The following is a 21,624-nucleotide window of genomic DNA, read 5'->3' on the forward strand; positions in this document are numbered from 1 at the left end:
GTTCAGCTGCCTCCGAGGCGGAAGACCGAGCCGGCGGTCCGCGCGAGGACGCACACGTCCTGCCAGAGCGACCAGGTCCCGATGTACCGGTTGTCGAAGCGGACACGGTCCTCGATCGAGGTGTCGCCGCGCAGACCGTTCACCTGGGCCAGACCCGTGATGCCGACGGGCATGCGGTGACGGGCCCGGTAGCCGGGGTGGATCCGGCTGAAGTGCTGGACGAAGTAGGGGCGTTCCGGGCGGGGGCCTACCAGGCTCATGTCGCCGCGCACCACGTTCCACAACTGCGGCAGTTCGTCGAGCGACGTCCGGCGGAGCGTCCTGCCCACGCCGCTCATGCCCTCGTCGTCCGACACGTTCCACCGGGTGGCGGACTCATGGGCGTCGGCGGGGCGCAGGGTGCGGAACTTCAGCAGGACGAACGGCCGTCCGTGCCGTCCGATGCGCTCCTGTCTGAAGACGACTCCGGGGCCGTCGCAGACGCGTACGGCCAGTGCGCAGGCGGCCAGCAGCGGGGCCGCCGCGATCAGGGCGATCATGGCCAGGACGGCGTCCATCGCCCGCTTCACCCGGTGGCCGGCCGGCCGGTGCCGGCCGTCGTCCAGCACGTGGGCCGCGAACCCCCACACATGGTCCGGTCTGGACTTGGTCCGGCAGGGGGTGATCGTCCCCTCCTCGGTGATCAGCCACACCCGGCAGCCCTGCCGGACGAACTGCCCGAACAACGCCGCCCCGCCGGGTGCCGACTCCGGCGGAACCGTGAAGACGGCGTGCCGCACCGAGTTCTGGATGACCGCGCGGCCGACGTCCTGCGCGGTCGTGAGTACGGGGAGCTGAGCTCCGCCGCACGGTGTCGCACCGGGCACGGGGACATCGGCGGGCGGAACGTCGGACCCCACCCGGCCCACCGGCCGCAGCCCGTACTCCGGGTGCTCCTGCAGGACGGCGGTGACCCGGTGGGCGACCTGGCCGTCTCCCACGACCAGGGCCGACTGGGGGCTGCGGGCAGCCGACCGGAGCCGGGACCGGTGGACCGCCGTGCGCGCACCGCAGCTCAGCAGCGTCTGCGCGGCGACCGCGCAGCCCAGTGCCGTCCAGCCGATGCCGTAACGGGGGTCGTACGCGGTCAGTGCCTCGGCCGTCACGTACCACTGGACCAGCGCAAGACCGAGCAGCGCGGGCAGCTCCGCCAGAACGGACGGGGACAGTCCGATCCGGTACAGGCCCCGGTGGGCGTGCAGCAGCAACTGGGCCACGGCCTGGAGGACGAAGACCCCCGGAGGCCACGGCAGGGGGGCCACCAACGCCAGGGCAAGAGCCAGCGCGAGGCCGTCGGCGGCGACGAGCCCCGAGGGGGACCCCCACCTCCTGCGGCTCCGGGTGGCCCGCAGGGACTGCGCGCGCCCGGTACCGCCGCGCGGTGGGCGGACAGCGGAAGCCGTACGCCGTACGGCTGTTGCCTGGGCGGCTCGGGGGACAGGTGCACTCTCCGTCGTCATTGCTCGGTGCGCTTCCTCGTCGTGGGGTGGGACAGGCCGACAAGTTCCTGGTAAAGGCTCAGGACCGCCCCGGCGGTCTTCCTCACATCGAAGACCGACCGGGTATGTCTCTGCGCCGTGCTGCCCAGCTCCTTCCGCAGCTGTGGGTCGGTCAGCAGAGCGGTCAGGGCCGTCGCGAGGGCTGCAGGGTCCTCGGGCGGCACAAGGCAGTGGGATTCGTGGCCGGGCGGCAGGCTTTCCCGGGCTCCGTTGACGTCGGATATCAGGACGGGTGTGCCGCACGCCATCGCCTCGAGAGGGGCCAGTGCCATCCCTTCCCACCGCGAAGGCAGGACCAGGACGTCCGCCGCGTGGATCCACGGCCGTACGTCCCGGCTCGCTCCCGCGAACAGCACACCCGGAGGTGCCGCGCGCCGCAGTTCGTCGTGGCACGGCCCGTCACCGACCAGGACGAGCCGTGCCCCCGGTACACGCATCCGCCGCCAGGCCCGCAGCAGCACGTCCTGGCCCTTCTGCCGGCTCAGCCGCCCGACACACACGACCAGGGGAGCACCGGCCGGGACGGTCTCCGGGAGCGGCAGCGCAGCCCGGGCCGCCAGCGCGGCCTCCCGGCCGGCCGGCCGGAAGTGGCCGAGGTCGATGCCGTTGTGGATCACGGACCAGTGGGCGGCGAGGCCCGCGGTCTCGCCCGCGCGGCGTTCGGATTCGCTGACACAGAGGATGCGGTCGCTCCACCGTGCCCCGAACCGCTCCCACCGCACGGCCAGCCGGGCGGTCCGGCCCTCCACCGCATCGAACGACCAGGCGTGGGGCTGGAACACCGTCGGCACCCGGCCCCGGACGGCCAGCCGGCCGGCGAGGCCGGCCTTCGCGCTGTGGGCGTGGATCACGTCGGGCGCGTACGCGCTGATCAGACGGCTCGCGGTGACGATCTCCCGGCCCAGCCCCGGCCCCGGGGCACGTTCGGCCGGCCAGGCACACACCCGGGCCCCGGCCACGGCCGCCCCGGACGCCAGCGAACCGCCCGGCGGGCAGGCCACGACAGGCCGCAGCCCTGCCCGGACCTGTGCGGCGACGAGGTCGGTCACGACCCGTGCGACTCCACCCTCCACCGGCTGGACCAAATGAAGGACCGTCAGTTGTCTTTCCTCGGTGCAACTCTTCTGCAGCACGCACGGCTCTCTTCTCACATGCCCCCGACGAGCCGGTTCGGGTAAGTACCGGCGAATGGAATATGGCGGCGGAGATAAGTGGGTAAAACCGAAATGCACTGTGACAGACAGTGTGTAGGAAAACGCGCATGACTCGCGCACCGGGCGATGCGGATTGGCTCCGGTCAGGGGTGCTGACGCCGTATTAATGAATGCTGCGGCGTGTCAGACCCCCGCATCTTCCGCTGTTCGGGGCGGTGACCCATGATGGCAATGCCGTGCGTTTTCCTCTTGCGTTCGGCCGATCGTGGAAGCCGCCAACTCGTCATGGAATTCGAGATACCGGAATCCTCTGATCCTGAAGTTCCGCCACCGGATGCCGAGTTGCGCGAGGCGAATTGCGGCCCTCGGTGCACGCGGCCGACGGGGGCCTCCCGGCCCTGCCCGTCCCGCCGTGTTCTGCGCGGGAACCGGCCAATCGTCGTGAAGGACCCCGGGCGGGCACCGCGCTCCGGATGTACTGCTGTCGGGCCGCGGGTACCCGTGGGTGCGGCCGACGGGGCAGTATCGGGTACAACTCGTGATGATCGTCCGCCCCGTGATGGTGGTCCGGGCCGTGGGCGCACCGACGAAGACAGAGGAGAACCGATGGTTCACGAACGGGCCGGTCAGCCGGCGCAGCCCGGAGACCTGGTGGACGTGGCGCGTCTGGTGACGGCCTATTACACCGTTCACCCCGACCCCGCGGAACCCGGCCAGCGCGTCGCGTTCGGTACCTCCGGGCACCGGGGCTCGGCCCTGGCCGCAGCCTTCAACGAGGACCACATCGCCGCCACGACCCAGGCGATCTGCGACTACCGGGCCCGTCAGGGCACCGACGGGCCGCTGTTCCTCGGCGCCGACACCCATGCGCTGTCCGAACCGGCGCGGGTGACCGCCCTGGAGGTGCTGGCCGCCAACGGGGCCACCGTACTGATCGACAGCGACGACGGCTACACCCCCACCCCCGCCGTGTCGCACGCCATCCTGACGTACAACCAGGACCGCGGCAGCGGTCTCGCCGACGGCATCGTGGTCACCCCGTCGCACAACCCGCCGGCCGACGGCGGCTACAAGTACAACCCCCCGCACGGCGGGCCGGCCGGCTCGGACGCCACCTCCTGGATCCAGGACCGGGCCAACACCCTGATCGAGGGCGGGCTGAAGGAGGTCCGGCGGATCCCGTACGCCCGGGCACTCGCCGCCGACACCACGGGGCGGCACGACTTCCTCACCGCGTACGTCGACGACCTCCCGGCCGTCCTGGACCTGGACGCCGTACGCGACGCGGGGATCCGGATCGGTGCGGACCCGCTCGGCGGCGCCTCGGTCGCCTACTGGGGCCGGATCGCCGAACGCCACCGGCTCGACCTCACCGTGGTCAACCCGCTCGCCGATCCCACCTGGCGTTTCATGACGCTGGACTGGGACGGGAAGATCCGGATGGACTGCTCCTCGCCGTACGCGATGGCGTCGCTGATCGAGCAGCGCGACGCGTTCACCATCTCCACCGGCAACGACGCGGACGCCGACCGGCACGGCATCGTCACCCCCGACGGCGGCCTGATGAACCCCAACCACTATCTGGCCGTGGCCATCCGCTACCTCTACTCCCACCGCGACAGCTGGCCCGCCGGCACCGGCATCGGCAAGACCCTCGTCTCCTCCTCCATGATCGACCGGGTCGCGGCAGACCTCGGGCGCCCGTTGGTGGAGGTGCCGGTGGGATTCAAGTGGTTCGTCGACGGACTGTTCGGCGGCACCCTGGGCTTCGGTGGCGAGGAGTCCGCCGGAGCATCCTTCCTGCGCCGCGACGGCCGGGTGTGGACCACCGACAAGGACGGCATCCTGCTCGCCCTGCTGGCCTCGGAGATCACCGCCGTCACCGGCTCCACCCCCTCCCAGCACTACGGCGAACTCACCGCCCGCTTCGGCGACCCGGCCTACGCCAGGGTCGACGCTCCGGCGACGCGTGAGGAGAAGGCGGTACTGGCCAGGCTCTCCCCGGACCAGGTCACGGCGGACACCCTGGCGGGTGAGCCCATCACCGCCGTACTCACCGAGGCGCCGGGCAACGGCGCGGCCATCGGCGGCCTGAAGGTCTGCACCGACAGTGCCTGGTTCGCCGCCCGCCCCTCTGGAACGGAGGACGTGTACAAGGTGTACGCGGAGAGCTTCCAGGGCGCCGGACACCTGGCCAGGGTCCAGGACGAGGCGCGCACCCTGGTCGCCGAGGCGCTGGGCGGAACGGGCTGATCCGGGACCGGCGCGCCGTGGCCGAGGTGTCGTGAGCCGGGGCTGCTACGCGCCGGGAACGGTGTGCTGGACCTGCCGGAGGAACGTGGCGTTGTCCGGGGTCGCGCGGACCTTCTCCAGCAGGACCTCCAGGGTGGCCTGTCCGTCCCTGGACTGCAGGGCGCGGCGCAGTCCCCGTACGGCCGCCAGTTCCGCGGCGGGTACCAGGAGCTCCTCGCGGCGGGTGCCGGACAGGGTGATGTCGACGGCGGGGAAGACCCGCCTGTCGGCCAGCCGGCGGTCCAGACGCAGTTCCATGTTGCCGGTGCTCTTCAGCTCTTCGAAGAAGTAGTCGTCGGCGCGGGATCCGGTGTCCACCAGCGCGGTCGCCAGGATGGTCAGCGAACCGCCCTCCTCGGCCAGGCGTGCCGCCCCGAACAGCTTCTTCGGGCCGATGAGGGCGGAGGCGTCGACGCCACCGCTGAGGGTGCGCCCGCCCGCCCCGGCGGCGTTGTTGTGGGCCCGGCACAGTCGGGTCAGGGAGTCTAGGAGGATCACGACGTCCCGGCCCTGCTCCACGAGCCGCTTGGCCCGTTCCACGGCGAGGTCCGCGAGCGCGATGTGCTCCTTCGCGGGCCGGTCGAACGTGGAGGCGTACACCTCGCCGCGCACGGAGCGGCGCATGTCCGTGACCTCCTCGGGGCGTTCGTCGAGCAGGACGACCATCAGATGGCATTCCGGATGGTTGGTGGCGACGGCTGCGGCGAGCTGCTGCAGAAGCACGGTCTTGCCGGTTTTCGGAGGCGCGACGATGAGGCCGCGCTGCCCCTTGCCGACCGGTGAGACGAGGTCGACGACGCGCGTGGCGGGTCCGCCGCGCGGTGTCTCCAGGCGCAGCCGCTCCTGGGGGTGGAGAGGTGTGAGGTCGCGGAAGTGCGGCCGGCCCCGAAGGTCCTGCGGGGCACGGCCGTTGACCGAGTCGATCCGGGACAGTGCCCGCGGCCGTTCGCAGGTTCCGCCGACGACGTCGCCCTTGCGCAGGCCGTACTGCCGGATGAGCGAGGGCGACACCTGGATGTCACCGGGGGAGGGATGGCCGCCGTCGGTGCGCAGTACGCCGTGTCCGTTGTTCGTGGTGTCGAGGACACCTGCGGTGCGGACGGGCTGATTCTGCTGTGTGACGGGGCGTTCGAGTGTGCTGGTCATGGGGTGGGTCCTTTCGCGGACAAGGCGAATGAGAGGTCCGGCGAAGCGGAGGCGGCGGAATCACGCCCCGTGTGACGGGCGGAAAAGCCCGGACCGGACAGAAGAAGTGATGCGGAGAAGCTGGATCGCCGGTCACTGGAGGACGGGCACCACAGCGGAAATGAGATGAAACAGCACCGGCGCCCGATTCCGGGCGTACACACGTGCTGATCGCACCGTAGCACGCAAGCCGAGGAGAGGGAAGGAGCCGCCCGGCTACCTGGCGCCGCCGGCGCCGGACCAGACCCGCTGGACCGCGCGGTAGTCGGTCACCACGACGGCCTCCTGCCGCAGGATCTCGCGCGCCTCGGGCGATGTGAGGAATTCAAGGTCGGTGCTGCGCACCTGCCAGCCGCCGTCGATGGCCCGTGACTCCTCGTCGGCCAGCCCGGGATGCACCGCCCACTCGCTCAGCCCTGCCGGGAGGGAGCGCAGCAGCTCGGCGAAGCGGGCCGCCTTGCCGTCGAGGTCCAGCGCGAAGCTGTCCAGGAAGGCGTGATCAGTGACCGGCCGGCCTTGCCGCAGCATCTTCTGCCTCGCGGGCTCGAGCCAGATCCGTACTGCCAGGCCGTACTCCCCGGCAAGGGCCACGGTCAGGTCGAGGATGTCCTCGCGCCCGCCGTCCGCCAGACAGTGCCAGTCGAGATGGGTCGGCTCGAGACCGGCGTCCATGACGGCGTCGATCTGTGCACGGAACTCGCGCTCGACCTCTTCCGGGCGGGCCCGGCCGAGCAGCTCGGGGATGCCCGCCGGAGTGAAGAGCCCGCCCGCGTCGTCCAGCAACGACGAAACCCTGTCCTTCGCGCTCAGCGGCCCCCAGCGGTAGTCCGTCGTGTCGCAGACGAGCGTGAGGTGGATGCCGAAGGGGATCTCCGGCCGCTCCCGGAGCAGACGCATGCCGTGCAGCGCCCACGGGCACGGCACCATGAGACTGCACGAGGCCGCGATGCCGTTCTCGATCGACGCGATCACGGCGGAGTTGACCGCGTGGTACATCCCGAAGTCGTCGCAGTTGACGATGAGTACCCGGGCATCGGGCGCGAATCCCAGCAGCTCACTGGAACGGGTCGTGGGTGCGGTGTCAGCGGTCACCGCACCCACTGTGCGCGAACGGGCCTCAGCTGTCTTCCGGATTCTTTCCGCCGGCCGTGCCCGGCTGAGCCGCCGCATCCCCGCGGAACGCTCCGAGGATCTGCTCGGCGGCCAGAGTGGCCGTCAACTCGCCCCCGCGTACCCGCTGTTCGAGTTCCGGGGTGAGCGCACGCACGGCCGGATGGCTGCGCAGGCTGTCCAGCAGCTCGTCGCGGACCATCGTCCATGTCCAGTCCACCTGCTGCTCGCGGCGCTTGGCCGTGAGCCGCCCCGTGCTGTCCAGGAGCGTGCGGTGCTGCTCCAGCCGCTCCCACAGTTCGTCCAGACCGGTCGACTCCCGGGCGCTGCAGGTCATCACCGGAGGAGTCCACGCCGCGTCCACGGGGTGCATCAGCCGCAGGGCGCCCGCCAGTTCACGTGCCGCCGAGCGGGCGTCGCGCTCGTGGGGGCCGTCGGCCTTGTTGACCGCGATGGCGTCGGCCAGTTCCAGGACACCCTTCTTGATGCCCTGCAGCTGGTCGCCGGTACGGGCCAGGGTGAGCAGCAGGAACGTGTCGACCATGTTGGCGACCGCGGTCTCCGACTGCCCGACCCCGACCGTCTCCACCAGGACCACGTCGTAGCCCGCCGCCTCCATCACCACGATGGACTCACGGGTCGCCTTGGCCACCCCGCCGAGCGTCCCCGCGGTGGGGGAGGGGCGTACGAACGCCCGGGCGTCCACCGCCAGCCGCTCCATCCGGGTCTTGTCGCCCAGGATGGAACCGCCCGTACGGCTGGACGAGGGGTCGACGGCCAGTACGGCGACCCGGTGCCCGAGCCCCGTCAGTAGGGTGCCTAGCGCATCGATGAACGTGGACTTCCCCACTCCGGGAACCCCGCTGATCCCGATGCGCCTCGCCCGCCCCGAACGGGGCAGCAGCTCGCTCAGCAACCGCTGCGCCAGTACCCGGTGATCGGGGCGGGTCGACTCGACGAGTGTGATCGCACGCGCCACGAACGCACGCTTCCCGTCGAGCACGCCCTTGACGTACGCGTCGACGTCGATGTTCGGAGCCATCCGTCAGCGGCTCACAGCTCGTGGCCGAGCGCGGCACCGAGCCGCGTGACCAGGTCGTGGGCCGCGTCCGGGATCACGGTGCCGGGCGGGAACACCGCGGCGGCACCCGCCCCGTGCAGCGTCTCGATGTCCTGCGGCGGGATCACCCCGCCCACCACGATCATGATGTCCTCCCGGCCCTCGGCCGCCAGTTCCGCGCGAAGCGCGGGTACGAGCGTGAGGTGCCCGGCGGCCAGCGACGAGACGCCCACGATGTGCACGTCCGCCTCGACCGCCTGCCGGGCGACCTCGCCCGGCGTCTGGAACAGCGGGCCGACGTCGACGTCGAAGCCCAGGTCGGCGAAGGCGGTGGCGATCACCTTCTGGCCGCGGTCGTGGCCGTCCTGGCCCATCTTCGCGACCAGGATGCGCGGACGCCGGCCCTCGGCCTCCTCGAAATCGTCGACCAGCGCGCGGGTACGGTCCACGGACGGGGACTCTCCTGCCTCTTTGCGGTACACGCCGGAGATCGTACGGATCTGGCCCGCGTGCCTCCCGTACACCTTCTCCAGAGCGTCCGAGATCTCGCCGACCGTGGCCATCGCCCGGGCCGCGTCGACCGCGAGCGCCAGCAGATTGCCCTCCAGGCCCGGTCCCGGGTCCCGCTCGGCCGCCGCCGTCAGCGCCCTCAGGGCGTCCTGGCAGGCCGTCTCGTCCCGCTCCTCGCGCAGCCGCCGGAGCTTCTCGATCTGCTGCGTACGCACCGAGGAGTTGTCGACCTTGAGCACGTCGATCTTCTCGTCGGTCTCCACCCGGTACTTGTTGACGCCGATGACCGGCTGGCGCCCGGCGTCGATCCGCGCTTGGGTACGGGCCGCGGCCTCCTCGATCCGGAGCTTCGGGATGCCCGCGTCGATGGCCTTCGCCATGCCGCCGGCCGCCTCGACCTCCTCGATGTGCTGCCACGCCCGCCGCGCCAGGTCGTACGTCAGCTTCTCCACGTACGCGCTGCCGCCCCACGGGTCGATGACCCGCCCGGTGCCGGACTCCTGCTGGAGCAGCAGCTGGGTGTTGCGCGCGATCCGGGCCGAGAAGTCCGTCGGCAGCGCGAGCGCCTCGTCCAGGGCGTTGGTGTGCAGCGACTGGGTGTGGCCCTGGGTGGCCGCCATCGCCTCCACACACGTCCGCGTGACGTTGTTGAAGACGTCCTGAGCGGTCAGCGACCACCCGGAAGTCTGCGAATGGGTGCGCAGCGACAACGACTTGGAGTTCTTGGGCTCGAACTCCTTCACCAGCTTGGCCCACAGGAGCCGGGCCGCGCGCAGCTTCGCGATCTCCATGAAGAAGTTCATGCCGATCGCCCAGAAGAACGACAGCCGGGGCGCGAACGCGTCCACGTCGAGCCCGGCGTCGCGTCCCGCCCGCAGATACTCCACACCGTCGGCCAGCGTGTAGGCCAGCTCCAGGTCGGCCGTCGCCCCCGCCTCCTGGATGTGGTAGCCGGAGATGGAGATGGAGTTGTAGCGCGGCATCTTCTGCGAGGTGAACGCGAAGATGTCGGAGATGATCCGCATCGAGGGGCCGGGCGGATAGATGTAGGTGTTGCGGACCATGAACTCCTTGAGGATGTCGTTCTGGATGGTCCCGGCCAACTTCTCGGGCGGCACGCCCTGTTCTTCCGCGGCCACGATGTACAGGGCGAGTACGGGCAGCACCGCGCCGTTCATCGTCATCGACACCGACATCTTGTCCAGCGGAATGCCGTCGAAGAGCTGGCGCATGTCGTAGATCGAGTCGATCGCCACGCCCGCCATGCCGACGTCACCGGTCACCCGGGGATGGTCGCTGTCGTAGCCGCGGTGCGTGGGCAGGTCGAACGCGACGGAGAGCCCCTTCTGACCGGCCGCCAGATTGCGCCGGTAGAAGGCGTTGGACTCCTCGGCCGTGGAGAATCCCGCGTACTGCCGGATCGTCCAGGGCTGGTTGACGTACATCGTCGGGTACGGGCCGCGCAGATACGGGGCGATGCCCGGGTAGGTCTCCAGGAAGTCGAGGCCTTCCAGGTCCTGTCCGGTGTACAGCGGCTTGACCGCGATGCCCTCGGGTGTCTCCCAGAGCAGCTCGTCCTCGGACGTACCGGTCGACTCCTTCACCGCGGCACGCCACTGGTCGGCGGACACCTCCGCAGGGGCGTCGGCGGCCAGGGGGACATCGGAGAAGTCCGGAACCGGGGTTCCCGTCGCCGGGGTCCCGGTGGTCTCGGTGGTCTTCATCACGCCACTCCCATGCAGTCGAGTACGGAGGAGAGGACGGCAACCACATCGCAGCCCGCGAACACGTGGCCGTCGACGCCCGTGTAATCGCCGGGCCGGCCCGCGAGGAGGACCTGCACGGCTCCGGCGGAGGCGAGGGCCCCGGCGACAGCGTCGGCCTGCTCGGCGTAGAGCGCGTCGGAGGAGCACAGGCAGGCGATCGTCGCTCCGCTGGCGGTGAAGGCCCCGGCCGCGGTCGTGGCGTCCACGGAAGCGGGATCGTGGACGGGTTCGATGCCGCCCGCGACGAAGAGATTCGCGGCGAAGGACGCGCGTGCCGTGTGCACCGAGGCCGGGCCCAGGGCGGCGAGGAACACCTTCGGGCGGCTGCCGGTGGCGGCCAGGTGGCGGTCCGACCGGGCACGCAGAGCCTCGAAGGCCTCGTCGCGGCGGACCTTCGGCAGGCCTCCCGTCGAAGGGGCGGGGTGGGGCTCCCGCTCCACGGGCCGCTCGGTGAGCGTCGGGAACTCGCTGACGCCCGTCACCGGTTCCTTGCGCCGCGCCAGGTCCTTGCTGCGGGCGGCCCAGGTGCCGGCGAGCCGCTCCTCGACCATCCCGGAGCGCAGCGCGGCGGCCTGGCCGCCCGCCCGCTCGACCTCCTGGAAGAACGACCATGCTGCGGCGGCGAGTTCATCGGTCAGCCGCTCGACGTACCAGGAACCGCCTGCCGGATCGATGACCCGTGCCAAGTGCGACTCCTCCATGAGGATCGTCGACGTGTTCCGGGCGATCCGCCGGGCGAACGCGTCCGGCAGACCCAGTGCGTGATCGAACGGCAGTACGGTGACGGAGTCGGCCCCGCCGACCCCCGCGCCCAGGCAGGCGAGCGTCGTCCGCAGCATGTTCACCCACGGGTCACGGCGGGTCATCATCACGGGCGAGGTCACGGCGTGCTGCTGCTGCGCACCTGCCGCAGTGCTTCCGCATACCTCGGCGACCCGGGCCCACAGCCGTCGCGCGGCCCGCAGCTTCGCGATCGTCAGGAACTGGTCGGCCGTCGCCGCGTACCGGAACTCCAGCTGCGCACACGCCTCCTCGACGGAGGCTCCCGCCTCGGTCAGCGCCCGCAGATAGGCGACGCCCGTCGCCAGCGAGAGCCCCAGCTCCTGCGCGGCCGAGCCGCCCGCCTCGTGGTACGGCAGTGCGTCGACGGCCAGCGCGCGCAGCCCCGGGTACTCGCGGCCGCACAGCCGCGCCCAGTGGACGGCGGCCGTCAGGTCAGGCTCGCCGCCGGTACGCGCCGCGTGGCCGAGCGGGTCCGCGCCGAGGCTGCCGCGCGCGGCAGACTTCGCGATGCCTCGCGCCTCGTAGAGCGCCAGCAACTCCCGTACGGCAGGCTCGAATTCGCTGCCGGCGTCGAGGGCGACGGGTGCCAGGTCGAGATAGACACCGTCGAGCGCACGGGCGAGGCCGGTGGCCGGAACCCCGCCGGGCCCGCCCACGGCCAGCCACAGCGAGGTGACGCCGTTCTCCAGGTCGCCGAGTACGGCCTCGTTCAGGCGTACCGGGTCCGTCAGCGCGTGGCGTTGCCGTACGTCCCAGCCGCCCGTGATGCTGCCCTCGGCCTTGCTGCCCCGGGTGAAGGGGGCAAAGCCGGGGAATCCGGGGTCGGCTGATACGTCGTGGGAGGTGTACAGGGGGCGGGCGGTGAGCCCGTCCCCGAGCGCGGTGGACAGTGCTTCCTCGGCGGCCGTGCCCGTGACTTCCTTGCCAGACTTGCGCAGTACGCCTTCGACAAGGCTCTGCCACTGATCATGGGAGGGGTCAGGGAACTCGGCGGCCAGAGAGAGCCCGTCAGCAGGCAGGACCGTCATGCTCAGATGCTAGGTCAGTGCTCTGAGGAGCAGCAGTGGCACCGGCTGTGACCTTGCCCTCTCCGGAACGCGCGTGATCCCTCACCGACCGTCGCGTTTCCCCCGTCCGGGGGGTGAGCGGGTCCGGTCCCGTCGTACCCCTCCATGGCAGGCAATGAGGCGAATGCGATGTCTTAACCATGAAGTTTCACAGTGCGTCACTGAATGTCCGAAGTTATGCTTCTGACGTTCCAGCACCGCAGGAAAGGGGCGCGTCGTGGCCGTGGGACCCGTGGAGTACCTCGTCGTCGTCTTTCCCGGCAGCACCCTCACCGGTCCGATGGCGTCGGCTCTGGCCGACGCGGTCGCGTCGGAGGCGGTGCGTGTCCTGGACCTGTCCTTCGTCCACCGCGCTGAGGGCGGCACGCTCGCGTCCAAGGAGCTGAGGGATGTCGACCCCGACGGGCTGGTGTCGTTCGAGCCGGTCACCGGTGAGGTGGCCGGGCTGTCCGCCGTCAAGGACATCGACTCGCTCGGCCGGAGCGTGCCGCCGGGGAACTCGGCCGCGCTGATCGTCCGCGAGGACCTCTGGGCGGTGCCCTTCACCCGTGCGGCCCAAGAGGCCGGCGGGCAGCTCGTGGCGCATGAGCGCCTTCCCTCGGAGGGGGCCGCGGACGGCGGGGACGACGTCATCACCCTGCTCGAGCGGCTTGCCGAGCTGCGGAAGCAGGACGTACTCACCGACGCCGAGTTCGCCGCGCAGAAGACGAGGATCCTCGCCGACTGACATCCCCGCCGGTACCCGGCACTTTCCTTTGTCGATTTTCGCGCTACGTGCGACGTTGATTCTGACCTGTGGAGTTCGTCGGGAATGAGGCAGTTCATCGTGCAGACCGCCCGCGCCGTCCCTGCTGCCACCGTCGTCAACCTGCGCGACCTGGGCGGCATCGCCCTGGGACGCGACCGCCGCCTGCGTCAGGGAATCCTCCTGCGCTCGGGGCAGCTGAGCGACTTCGACGCCGAGAGCGACATGGCGGTGGCCGCGCTCGGTATCCGTACCGTCGTCGACCTCCGCACCGCGGACGAACGCCAGTGGGCGCCCGACCGCCTGCCGCCGGGCGCACGGCTCTTCGTCGCCGACGTGCTCGGCGACAACCCCGGTGTCGCACCCGCCAGGATCAGGGCGTTGCTCGGCGACCCGGACGGCGCAGCGAGTGTGCTCGGCGACGGCAAGGCGGAGGAACTCTTCGCCCAGACCTACCGGAAGATGGTGCTCTCGCCCGGTGCCGCGGCCGCCTACCGCGCCTTCCTGGAGACAGCCGCGGATCCGCGTGCGCGACCGGTGCTGTTCCACTGCGCGACCGGCAAGGACCGGACCGGCTGGGCCGCCGCGCTCCTGCTGCTCATGGCGGGCGCGTCGCGTGAAGTCGTCCGGGCGGAGTTCCTGGCCGTGAATCCGGCCGTCCGGGGTGCTTTCGGGCCAGGCGTCCAGCGCTTCCTCGAGGCGGGCGGGGACCCGGACATCGCGTCCGCGATCATCGAGGTCCGCCCCCGCTACCTCGAAGCGGCGCTGGACGCGATGGACGAGAAATGGGGCGGACTCGACGGCTATCTCCACAAGGCGCTGCGGCTACCCCCGGCGGTGGTGGAGCGGTTGCGCGCCGACCTGGCGGTACCGGCCTGAAACGCCGCGCGGCCCGGTGCGACGTCCTCGAAGGACATCGCACCGGGCCGCCGTTGCGGGGTTCCGGGTCAGACCCGCAGGAGCCGTTCGCCGACGTCACGGTACTGCTGCAGGGCCAGCCGCAGCTCCTCCGTCCGGGCCTCGGTGTCCGGTGCCTGCCAGCTCGTGCGCAGGGTGCGCCTGCGCTCCTCGAGCGCCTCGGTCAGATCCGCCACGATCGTGTCGAACGTGCTTTCGGCCTCCTCGACCGCCTGGCGCGGACTCTCGACGAAGTCGGCGACGGCCTGCTGCATGCGCTCGGTCAGCGAGGCCTGCTCCTTGGCGGGCAGCAGGGGCATGCCCGCGGGGGCGGTCTCGGGCCTGTGGGCCGGCTTGCCTGCCGATGCCGAGGCCGGGGCGGTGGACGGGCGTGCGGCGGGCGGCGCACCGGCATCGCCGGGACCCCGGTTCATGACCTGGGTCGGGTCGGGGCCCGGTGTCGCGGTCCGCGTCGCGGCGGTCCCGGGTGCCGGGTCGTGCTGCGGTTCAGGGGCGGTCCGAGTCGTCTCGCCGCGCCGCGCTTCCGTCGATGCGGGAGTCGTCTCGGTGCGCCGCGCTTCCGTCGAGGTCGGAGTCGTTTCGGCGCGCCGCGCTTCCGCCGCGGTCCGGGGCGCCTCGGTGGCAGAGCTGTCAGTGGGTTCGGTGCGGTGCATCAGGCGGTCCTTCCGTTCGTCCGGTGCCGGCTCGTGCGGGCCGGTTCGTCCGGAGCGTGTCCGAGCAGTACGTCGAAGAGGGCGCGGGACTCGATCAGCGCCTTGCGCATGTCCTCGGTGCCGCCCTTGCCGCGCACCGCCGTGTGCACCTTGCGGTACCCGTCGACGTGCTCCGCGTGGTGCACCGAGATGGCGGCCGTCTGCTCCTCGAAGCCGGCCCCGTCGGGGAAGCCCCGGTCCCGGGCCAGCTGCGCCAGCAGCGCGTCGGCCTGGGCGACCGCTTCGGTGGGCGAGTCGATGAACTGCTCCTGCACCGCGGCCCAGCGGTCGGTGTATCCCTCGCGGGCCTCCGGGGGCAGGGGCCGCTCCTCCAGGTGGCCGTGCAGCTTCACGCGCTCGGCGAGCTCGTGCTCGGCGGCCTTCGTGTCGCCGTTGTGCCGCTCGACCGTGCGGTCGTACTCGGGTCCGAAGCGGCGCCGCAGCCCATGGCCGCCGCCCGTCCGGCGACGGACGAGGAAGTAGCCGACCGCCGCCAGCAGGACGACGGCAACGATGATCACCACGGTCGTCATGACGGACCCCCCTGTCGGTTCGCGGTCGGTGCGTAGCGCTGTCTCACTCTCGTCAACTCCCTTCGGACGGGCCCGGGTCGAAGTGCCGGGCGGCTTTGCAAGCAGTCGTGTACCCGCTTGACGGAGTTCATGCGGACGGGCTGCTCGGTATCGTGGAATGCGCGGGACCCGGGCCCGAACCCGGAGTGCTGCCGGACGAGTTCTGAGAGGGGCACACGGTGACCGAGCGCAAGCCCACCGGCGTCAGCTTCGAGTCCTGGGTGGACAAGCAGATCCGCGAGGCCGAACAGCGCGGCGACTTCTCCGCGTTGCCCGGCTTCGGCAAGCCGATCCCCGGGCTCGAACGGCCCTACGACGAGACGTGGTGGATCAAGGCCAAGATGCAGCGGGAGGGGCTGTCCGTGCTCCCGCCGTCGCTGACCCTCCGGAAAGAGGCTGAGGACGCCAGGGAGGCGGTCTCGGATGCCAGGACGGAAGCCGAGGTCCGGCGCCTGCTGAACGAGATCAACGACAAGATCCGCAAGGCGCTTCTCATGCCGCCCGAGGGCCCGCCCCTGAACCTCAGGCCCTTCGACGTCGAGGCCGTCCTGAGGGAGTGGCGGGAGCAGCGGGGCCGGGGCTGAACCTGAACCCGTGGGGCATGACCCCTTGCGCACCGGGTCCCTGCGCACCGGGAGTCGCGGGTACGTAATACTCGCTGTATGAAGTCGAGCATTACGTACAGGCGTGGCGGGTCCACCGGACCCGCAGGGGTCCGCATCAGGCGGGCCGTCGCACGGGATGCCAAGCGGCTCACCCGCCTCGTCACCACCTCACGCGCCTACGACGGGCCGTACGCGCCGATGGTCCAGGGGTACCGGGTCGGCCCGGACTACATCGAGACCCACCAGGTCTTCGTTGCCGTCGGCGCCGACGACCGCGTGCTCGGCTTCTACTCGCTGGTCGTCTCCCCGCCCGAACTCGACCTCATGTTCGTCGGCGACGACGCCCAGGGGCTGGGCATCGGGCGCCTCCTGGTCGGTCACCTACTGGACGAGGCGCGCCGCGCCGGACTGAGCGAAGTACGAGTGGTCTCGCATCCGCCCGCCGAAGGCTTCTACCGCAGCGTGGGCGCGGAGCGCACCGGTACGGTGCCGGCCAGCCCGCCCGCGGTGATGTGGGACCGGCCCGAGCTGACCCTCCCGATCGAGAGCCCCTGACGGCGAGTGGCCCGGCCGTCTCCCGGCCGGGCCACTCGGATGCGCCACAGGCAGCCGCTGCTACGACCAGCCGCCGTACGGGCGGGTGATGAGTTCCATCCCGTGCCCGCTCGGGTCGGGGAAGTAGATCCCGCGCCCGCCGTCGTTGTGGTTGATCTCGCCGGGGAGCTTCTGGTGGGGATCGGCGTAGTACGCGGTCCCCTGCGCCTTGATCCGCTCGAAGGCGGTATCGAACTCCGCCTCGGAAATGAGGAACGCATAGTGCTGCGCGGTGATCGATTCAGCGGGAATGGTCGCGAAATCCAGCGTCACGCCGTTCGCGAGAACGAGCGGAATGAAGGGGCCCCATTCCCTTCCGGCGTCCAGGCCCAGAATGTGCGCCAGGAAATCGGCGGACTCGCGGTTGTCCCGGCAGTGAATGATGGTGTGATTCAACTCGACTGACACTGTGGAATGCCTCCAACGGGCATCTCACGGGCTACCTCCACGCCTCACCCGGACGGTGACCGACGCGCGATGCCGTACCCAAGATCTTAGGTGAGGGGTCACGGTGAGTCGAGGGCTTGGCCTCCGATCGCCCGGTTCCGGCCGCTCGCGCACCTCCGTCCGCACCGACCGCGCGGGGGGAGGACGGCGCCCGGCCGGCGTGGTGAAATCCCAGGTAGGTGCCACTATGGACAGCACGGGCACGTGTGTCGTCCCCCTGCGCGCAGCCGGTCGCCTGTACGGGCCAGGCCCGCGATGTCCTTGGCGGGTTACCACGTGTTCTCCCGCCGAAAGGATTCACGGAGCGACCCCGGGGCACCTGTACCACCCACTCGACGTGGTGGAGGCACCGATGGGACGGATACCGGCGGGCAAGGGTGGGGAGAGGGATGTGGCGGCCAGGACCGGCCGTGAGGAGACGGAGGAGGAACGGGCGGACCGGCAGTGGACGGATCTGCTGCAGGAACTGCGGGTTGCCCAGACCGGCGTGCAGATCCTCTTCGGTTTTCTGCTCGCGGTGGTCTTCCAGCCCCGGTTCGCCGACCTCTCCACCACCGACCGGAACATCTACGTCGTCACCGTCATGCTGGGATCGGCCACGGCCGCCGCACTGATAGGGCCGGTGTCCTACCACCGGCTGCTCACCGGCAGACGGATGAAGCCGCAGACCGTGACCTGGGCCTCGCGCCTGACGAAGCTCGGGCTCGGACTGCTCTTCTGCACGATGTGCTCGACCCTGCTGCTGATCCTGCGGGTGGCGCTCCACAACGCCCTGGCCCTGTGGCTGGTGGGCGCGATGGCGCTGTGGTTCCTGGCCTGCTGGTTCGTCTTCCCGCTGTGGGCCATCGCCCGGGGGAATCCGAAGTCCGGCGACGGCGGCCGGCCGGGCGACGGGGATTCCGGTTCCGCCGGGTGAACCGTCAGTCGTCGTCCGTCTCGGCGGGGCTGCGTACGTCCGTCACGGTGAACAGCCCGCCGTCCGGGTCGCGCAGCGTCGCCTCGGTGCCGTGGGGCACACTGCGCCGCTCCAGGAGCGTGCCTCCGTGCTCCTCCGCGACGCGGACCGTTGCCGCCACATCGGTGGTCGGGAACTGGACCTGCCAGTGCGGGCGCACCATCGGGTCGGGTGCGGCCTCGACGGCCCCGGAGCTGATCCGGGCCAGGGGACGGCCGTCGCAGCGCACGAGTACCTCCTCCTTGACGTACGAGACCTCGCAGCAGCCGGGCGCCCCGCTCTCCCAGTCCAGTACCTCGCCGTAGAAGATCGCCGCGTCGAAGGCGTTCCTGGTGCGCAGTCTGAGCCAGGCGTGCGCCCGGTGCCCGGACGGTGCGAGGGAGGCCGCGCGCCCCGTCCACTCCCAGACGCCGAACGACGCGCCGTCCCGGTCGGCGGCCAGGACCGCGCGTCCCTTGCCGATGGTCAGCGGGCCCACCGCCACCGTGCCACTGCGTTCGCGGATGCGGGCCGAGGCCACGTCGGCGTCCCGCACCGAGAAGTACGGGGTCCAGGCCACGCCCACCTGGTAGGCGGAGGCGACCGCGCCGATCCCTGCCACGGGCACTCCGTCCGAACGGGCCATGGCGTAGTCCTTGCCCAAGGGGCCGGTGCGGAACGTCCAGCCGAGGACGGCACCGTAGAAGCGCTGGGCGGCCCCCAGCTCCCGGGTCACGAGATGGACCCAGCACGGCGCGGTGGCGCCGGTCAGCGGTGCCGGTTCGCTTGCGGTCATGTCGCTCTGCCTTATCGGTTCTGCGGCATGACTTCTTCGGTGCCGCGGGGGCCAGCCCCAGCCTCATGTGTGCCGACCGCTCCCGCAACACACGGCCTCCTCCCTGCCGTGGCGGGGAGGAGGGGCGGCCGGGTGCGCGCCCGGGTGTCCGCGTCTCAGTCACGCGGGCGGTCGGTGTCGGGCGGGATCACCTCGTTGCCGTGGTCGCCGAGCTCGTAGGGCGAGAGTCCCCGGCCGTTGTCGGGAAAGCTGTCCGAGCCGTGCTTGTCGCTCTCCCGGATCTCCGTCCGGTGATCCGGGCGGTGCGGCTGCTCCTCGGGGCGCGGCGGCGGAAGCTCCTGGTCCCGGCGCCGCATGCCCCACCAGAAGGCGCCGACCAGCACGACCGCTACGGCAAGTCCTGCGATGCCGACGACAACCCCGATCGTGCCGGGCCCGGCAAGGGTGACGGCGAGAGAATCCCTGACTCCGTTTGTTACGTCCATGCATGGCGCATACCCGGGAGGATCGATAACAGACAGTTGGTGAATGTAATTCATATTTTGTGACGGTGTCCTGGTGAAAGTGTTTCACGCGGTTCGAACCTGCTCGTGTCGCCGACACGCAGCCACTGGGTGAGCCTGGAGTGGGTGCGCTCCGTGGCAGGCCGCGGCTGCTCGTCCGACCGGGGCGGAGTGCCCGCTCGCGTGGGATCCGGAGCCACGCGTACCCCGTCGTCGTCCGGACCCGGCGGACGTCGGGCCCTCCACGGGGGCACCCGCTACACCCGCACGAGTGAACTGGGCGGCCGGTTCGTGACGATCCGCGCCAACAGCGGTATCGCCTTCCTCGAAGCCGAAAGGAACCACTGTGAACAGCACGGACGCACAGGCACAGGAGCACCGGGAGAGCGGCGACGTCGTGGTGGCGGTGACCGGCTGCCCGAAGGAGGACGCGCGCACCGTGTTCGACGTGCTGCGCCGTGCCTTCGTCTCCGACCGCCCGGCGAGCGACACCCCCGAGGAGGTGTCGACGACACGCCCGACCGTCTGGACAGCGACCGTCGATGTGTCCGAGGAACTCGCCGGTGCCAGGCCCACGCAGCTGTCCGCACCCGTGACCGTCGAGGCGCAGGGCGGCTACTGGGCGGTCGACCGCCTACGTCAGCACCTGGCGGACACCTTCGCCGTACGGGTCGTGGGGACGGCCGCAGGTGACCAGGAACAGGAGATCCGGCTGCGACTGGAGAGCCGCGGTCCCGCGTGATGCCCGCACCGCACGAAACCGGAAGGCGCCAGTCCATGGACCTCACCCCCGGGAAGGGCGATTCGGACTCCGGACAGGGTCCGCTTCCGGGCACCCGCTCGACCTTCACCCTGCACATCAACGGCACCGCACGGACGGTGACGCTCGATCACCGCACCACCGTGCTGGACGCGCTGCGCGAACACCTCGGCCTCACAGGTGCGAAGAAGGGCTGCGACCACGGTCAGTGCGGTGCCTGCACCGTGCTCGTCGACGGCCGCCGCGCCAACAGCTGCCTGCTGTTCGCGGTCGCTCAGGAGGGTGCCCGCATCACCACCGTCGAAGGGCTGGCCGACGGCGACCGGCTGCACCCCCTGCAGGCGGCCTTCCTGGAGAGGGACGCCCTGCAGTGCGGCTACTGCACCCCCGGACAGATCTGTTCGGCGGTCGGCATGCTCGGCGAGGCGGCGGACGGATTTCCCTCCCACGCCACCCCCCGCACGGCAATCGCCACCGACGGCCCGGCCGCCCTCGGGCCGGAGGAGATCCGCGAACGGATGAGCGGAAATCTCTGCCGGTGCGGCGCGTACCCCCACATCGTCCGAGCGATCGAGGACGTGGCACCGTGAAACCCTTCGCCTATCTGCGCCCCGGCTCCGTGGCCGAGGCCGTCCGCGCCTGTGCCGAACGCCCCGGAGCCCGGTTCCTCGGCGGCGGCACCAACCTCGTCGACCTGATGAAGCTCGGCGTGGAGTCGCCCGGCCTGCTCATCGACGTCACCCGGCTCCCGCTGGACCGGGTGACGCGGACGGACGACGGCCTCCGGATCGGTGCGACCGTACGCAACAGCGACCTCGCGGCCCACCCCGATGTACGGACCGACTACCCCGCCCTGTCGCAGGCCCTCCTCGCCGGTGCCTCCGGGCAGCTCCGTAACACCGCCACGACCGGCGGGAACCTGCTCCAGCGCACCCGGTGCCCGTACTTCCAGGATGTCTCCAAGCCCTGCAACAAGAGAACACCGGGCTCCGGCTGCCCGGCCCTCGAGGGCGCCCACCGCGATCTCGCGGTGCTCGGCCACTCGCGGGACTGCGTTGCCACCAACCCCTCGGACATGGCGGTCGCCCTCGCGGCCCTCGACGCCACCGTCCGGCTGCACGGACCCGAGGGCGAACGGACCGTGCCCGTCACCGGCTTCCACCGGCTGCCTGGCGACAACCCCGACCAGGACACCGTGATCAGGCCCGGCGAACTGATCACCGAAGTGGTGCTGCCACCGCGTCCGGACGGCGCCGCCTCGCTGTACCGCAAGGCGCGCGACCGCGCCTCGTACGCCTTCGCGCTCGCCTCCGTCGCCGCCGTGCTGACCGTCCGCGACGGCCGTGTCGAGCAGGCTTCGCTCGCCTTCGGCGGGCTCGCCCACCGGCCGTGGCGCGCCCTGGCCGCGGAGGAGGTGCTGCGGGGCGCACCCGCCACCGACGAGACCTTCGCCCAGGCGGTGGACACCGAACTCGAAGCCGCCAGGCCCTTGCGGGACAACGGGTTCAAGGTGTCCCTGGCACGCAATCTGGCGATCGGGGCCCTGACGGAACTCGCCGCCCCGCCGGCGCCGCCACGCTGAGCCGCCCGGCC

21 protein-coding genes are annotated in these 21,624 nt (G+C 71.1%); 9 read left to right on the forward strand and 12 right to left on the reverse strand.

The features are described 5' to 3' along the window. Positions 1-2: 2 nt before the first annotated feature. Positions 3-1,499, reverse strand: coding sequence for an exopolysaccharide biosynthesis polyprenyl glycosylphosphotransferase (locus OG257_RS35505; protein ID WP_329214297.1), 1,497 nt, complete (start codon positions 1,497-1,499; stop codon positions 3-5). Continuing rightward, positions 1,496-2,671, reverse strand: coding sequence for a glycosyltransferase (locus OG257_RS35510; protein WP_329214300.1), 1,176 nt, complete (start codon positions 2,669-2,671; stop codon positions 1,496-1,498). The genes OG257_RS35505 and OG257_RS35510 overlap by 4 nt, the downstream gene beginning before the upstream one ends. Positions 2,672-3,298: 627 nt before the next feature. On the opposite strand from OG257_RS35510, the gene pgm reads away from it, so the two are divergent. Continuing rightward, positions 3,299-4,945 (forward strand): phosphoglucomutase (alpha-D-glucose-1,6-bisphosphate-dependent), encoded by a 1,647-nt coding sequence (pgm, locus tag OG257_RS35515; protein WP_329214301.1) that lies wholly within the window; start codon positions 3,299-3,301, stop codon positions 4,943-4,945. A 45-nt stretch (positions 4,946-4,990) separates the two neighbouring features. Here pgm and rho read toward each other — a convergent pair whose 3' ends face one another. The 5 genes from rho to OG257_RS35540 all read right to left on the reverse strand — a co-directional run bounded on the left by rho (position 4,991) and on the right by OG257_RS35540 (position 12,426). Beyond that, on the reverse strand, positions 4,991-6,130 hold the full coding sequence (gene rho, locus OG257_RS35520; protein WP_329214303.1) for a transcription termination factor Rho: 1,140 nt from the start codon (positions 6,128-6,130) through the stop codon (positions 4,991-4,993). 255 nt (positions 6,131-6,385) lie between these two features. Next, on the reverse strand, positions 6,386-7,261 hold the full coding sequence (locus OG257_RS35525; protein ID WP_329214305.1) for a polysaccharide deacetylase family protein: 876 nt from the start codon (positions 7,259-7,261) through the stop codon (positions 6,386-6,388). A gap of 25 nt (positions 7,262-7,286) precedes the next feature. Next, complete coding sequence (meaB, locus tag OG257_RS35530; protein WP_329214307.1) at positions 7,287-8,321, reverse strand: methylmalonyl Co-A mutase-associated GTPase MeaB; 1,035 nt, start codon at positions 8,319-8,321, stop codon at positions 7,287-7,289. 11 nt (positions 8,322-8,332) lie between these two features. Beyond that, positions 8,333-10,573 (reverse strand): methylmalonyl-CoA mutase, encoded by a 2,241-nt coding sequence (gene scpA / locus OG257_RS35535; RefSeq protein WP_329214309.1) that lies wholly within the window; start codon positions 10,571-10,573, stop codon positions 8,333-8,335. After that, on the reverse strand, positions 10,573-12,426 hold the full coding sequence (locus OG257_RS35540; RefSeq protein ID WP_329214311.1) for a methylmalonyl-CoA mutase family protein: 1,854 nt from the start codon (positions 12,424-12,426) through the stop codon (positions 10,573-10,575). Before OG257_RS35540 ends, scpA begins: the two co-directional genes overlap by 1 nt. A gap of 256 nt (positions 12,427-12,682) precedes the next feature. On the opposite strand from OG257_RS35540, the gene OG257_RS35545 reads away from it, so the two are divergent. Then, on the forward strand, positions 12,683-13,192 hold the full coding sequence (locus OG257_RS35545; protein WP_329214313.1) for an SHOCT domain-containing protein: 510 nt from the start codon (positions 12,683-12,685) through the stop codon (positions 13,190-13,192). Positions 13,193-13,291: 99 nt separating this feature from the next. Continuing rightward, complete coding sequence (locus OG257_RS35550; RefSeq protein WP_329215519.1) at positions 13,292-14,089, forward strand: tyrosine-protein phosphatase; 798 nt, start codon at positions 13,292-13,294, stop codon at positions 14,087-14,089. A gap of 68 nt (positions 14,090-14,157) precedes the next feature. Here OG257_RS35550 and OG257_RS35555 read toward each other — a convergent pair whose 3' ends face one another. Together OG257_RS35555 and OG257_RS35560 are read right to left on the reverse strand one after the other, a co-directional pair. Then, complete coding sequence (locus OG257_RS35555) at positions 14,158-14,781, reverse strand: hypothetical protein (RefSeq protein ID WP_329214315.1); 624 nt, start codon at positions 14,779-14,781, stop codon at positions 14,158-14,160. After that, complete coding sequence (locus OG257_RS35560) at positions 14,781-15,353, reverse strand: hypothetical protein (protein WP_329214317.1); 573 nt, start codon at positions 15,351-15,353, stop codon at positions 14,781-14,783. The genes OG257_RS35555 and OG257_RS35560 overlap by 1 nt, the downstream gene beginning before the upstream one ends. Before the next feature lie 218 nt (positions 15,354-15,571). Between OG257_RS35560 and OG257_RS35565 the strand changes: the two genes are divergently transcribed. Both OG257_RS35565 and OG257_RS35570 read left to right on the forward strand, forming a co-directional pair. Then, positions 15,572-15,976: a J-domain-containing protein gene (locus OG257_RS35565; protein ID WP_329214319.1), complete on the forward strand. Its 405-nt coding sequence runs from the start codon at positions 15,572-15,574 to the stop codon at positions 15,974-15,976. Positions 15,977-16,054: 78 nt separating this feature from the next. After that, a complete protein-coding gene (locus OG257_RS35570) occupies positions 16,055-16,552 on the forward strand; it encodes a GNAT family N-acetyltransferase (protein ID WP_329214321.1) in 498 nt (165 codons plus the stop codon). Between the two features lie 60 nt (positions 16,553-16,612). Here OG257_RS35570 and OG257_RS35575 read toward each other — a convergent pair whose 3' ends face one another. After that, positions 16,613-16,999, reverse strand: coding sequence for a VOC family protein (locus tag OG257_RS35575; protein ID WP_329214323.1), 387 nt, complete (start codon positions 16,997-16,999; stop codon positions 16,613-16,615). A 391-nt stretch (positions 17,000-17,390) separates the two neighbouring features. Here OG257_RS35575 and OG257_RS35580 point away from each other — a divergent pair, with 391 nt between their 5' ends. Further along, positions 17,391-17,954, forward strand: coding sequence for a DUF6328 family protein (locus OG257_RS35580; protein ID WP_329214325.1), 564 nt, complete (start codon positions 17,391-17,393; stop codon positions 17,952-17,954). Between the two features lie 4 nt (positions 17,955-17,958). Here OG257_RS35580 and OG257_RS35585 read toward each other — a convergent pair whose 3' ends face one another. After that, positions 17,959-18,768, reverse strand: coding sequence for a VOC family protein (locus OG257_RS35585; protein ID WP_329214327.1), 810 nt, complete (start codon positions 18,766-18,768; stop codon positions 17,959-17,961). Positions 18,769-18,923: 155 nt separating this feature from the next. Next, on the reverse strand, positions 18,924-19,253 hold the full coding sequence (locus OG257_RS35590) for a DUF6479 family protein (protein WP_329214329.1): 330 nt from the start codon (positions 19,251-19,253) through the stop codon (positions 18,924-18,926). 364 nt (positions 19,254-19,617) lie between these two features. Here OG257_RS35590 and OG257_RS35595 point away from each other — a divergent pair, with 364 nt between their 5' ends. The 3 genes from OG257_RS35595 to OG257_RS35605 are packed head-to-tail and all read left to right on the forward strand — an operon-like array spanning position 19,618 to position 21,613. Further along, the gene (locus tag OG257_RS35595) at positions 19,618-20,013 is read left to right on the forward strand and encodes a hypothetical protein (protein WP_329214331.1); all 396 of its coding nucleotides are present in this window, start codon (positions 19,618-19,620) and stop codon (positions 20,011-20,013) included. 35 nt (positions 20,014-20,048) lie between these two features. Next, on the forward strand, positions 20,049-20,621 hold the full coding sequence (locus tag OG257_RS35600; RefSeq protein WP_329214332.1) for a 2Fe-2S iron-sulfur cluster-binding protein: 573 nt from the start codon (positions 20,049-20,051) through the stop codon (positions 20,619-20,621). After that, on the forward strand, positions 20,618-21,613 hold the full coding sequence (locus tag OG257_RS35605; RefSeq protein ID WP_329214334.1) for an FAD binding domain-containing protein: 996 nt from the start codon (positions 20,618-20,620) through the stop codon (positions 21,611-21,613). Before OG257_RS35600 ends, OG257_RS35605 begins: the two co-directional genes overlap by 4 nt. The last annotated feature ends 11 nt before the right edge of the window (positions 21,614-21,624 follow it).

The sequence above is a fragment of the Streptomyces sp. NBC_00683 genome (genome assembly GCF_036226745.1).
GTDB lineage: Bacteria > Actinomycetota > Actinomycetes > Streptomycetales > Streptomycetaceae > Streptomyces.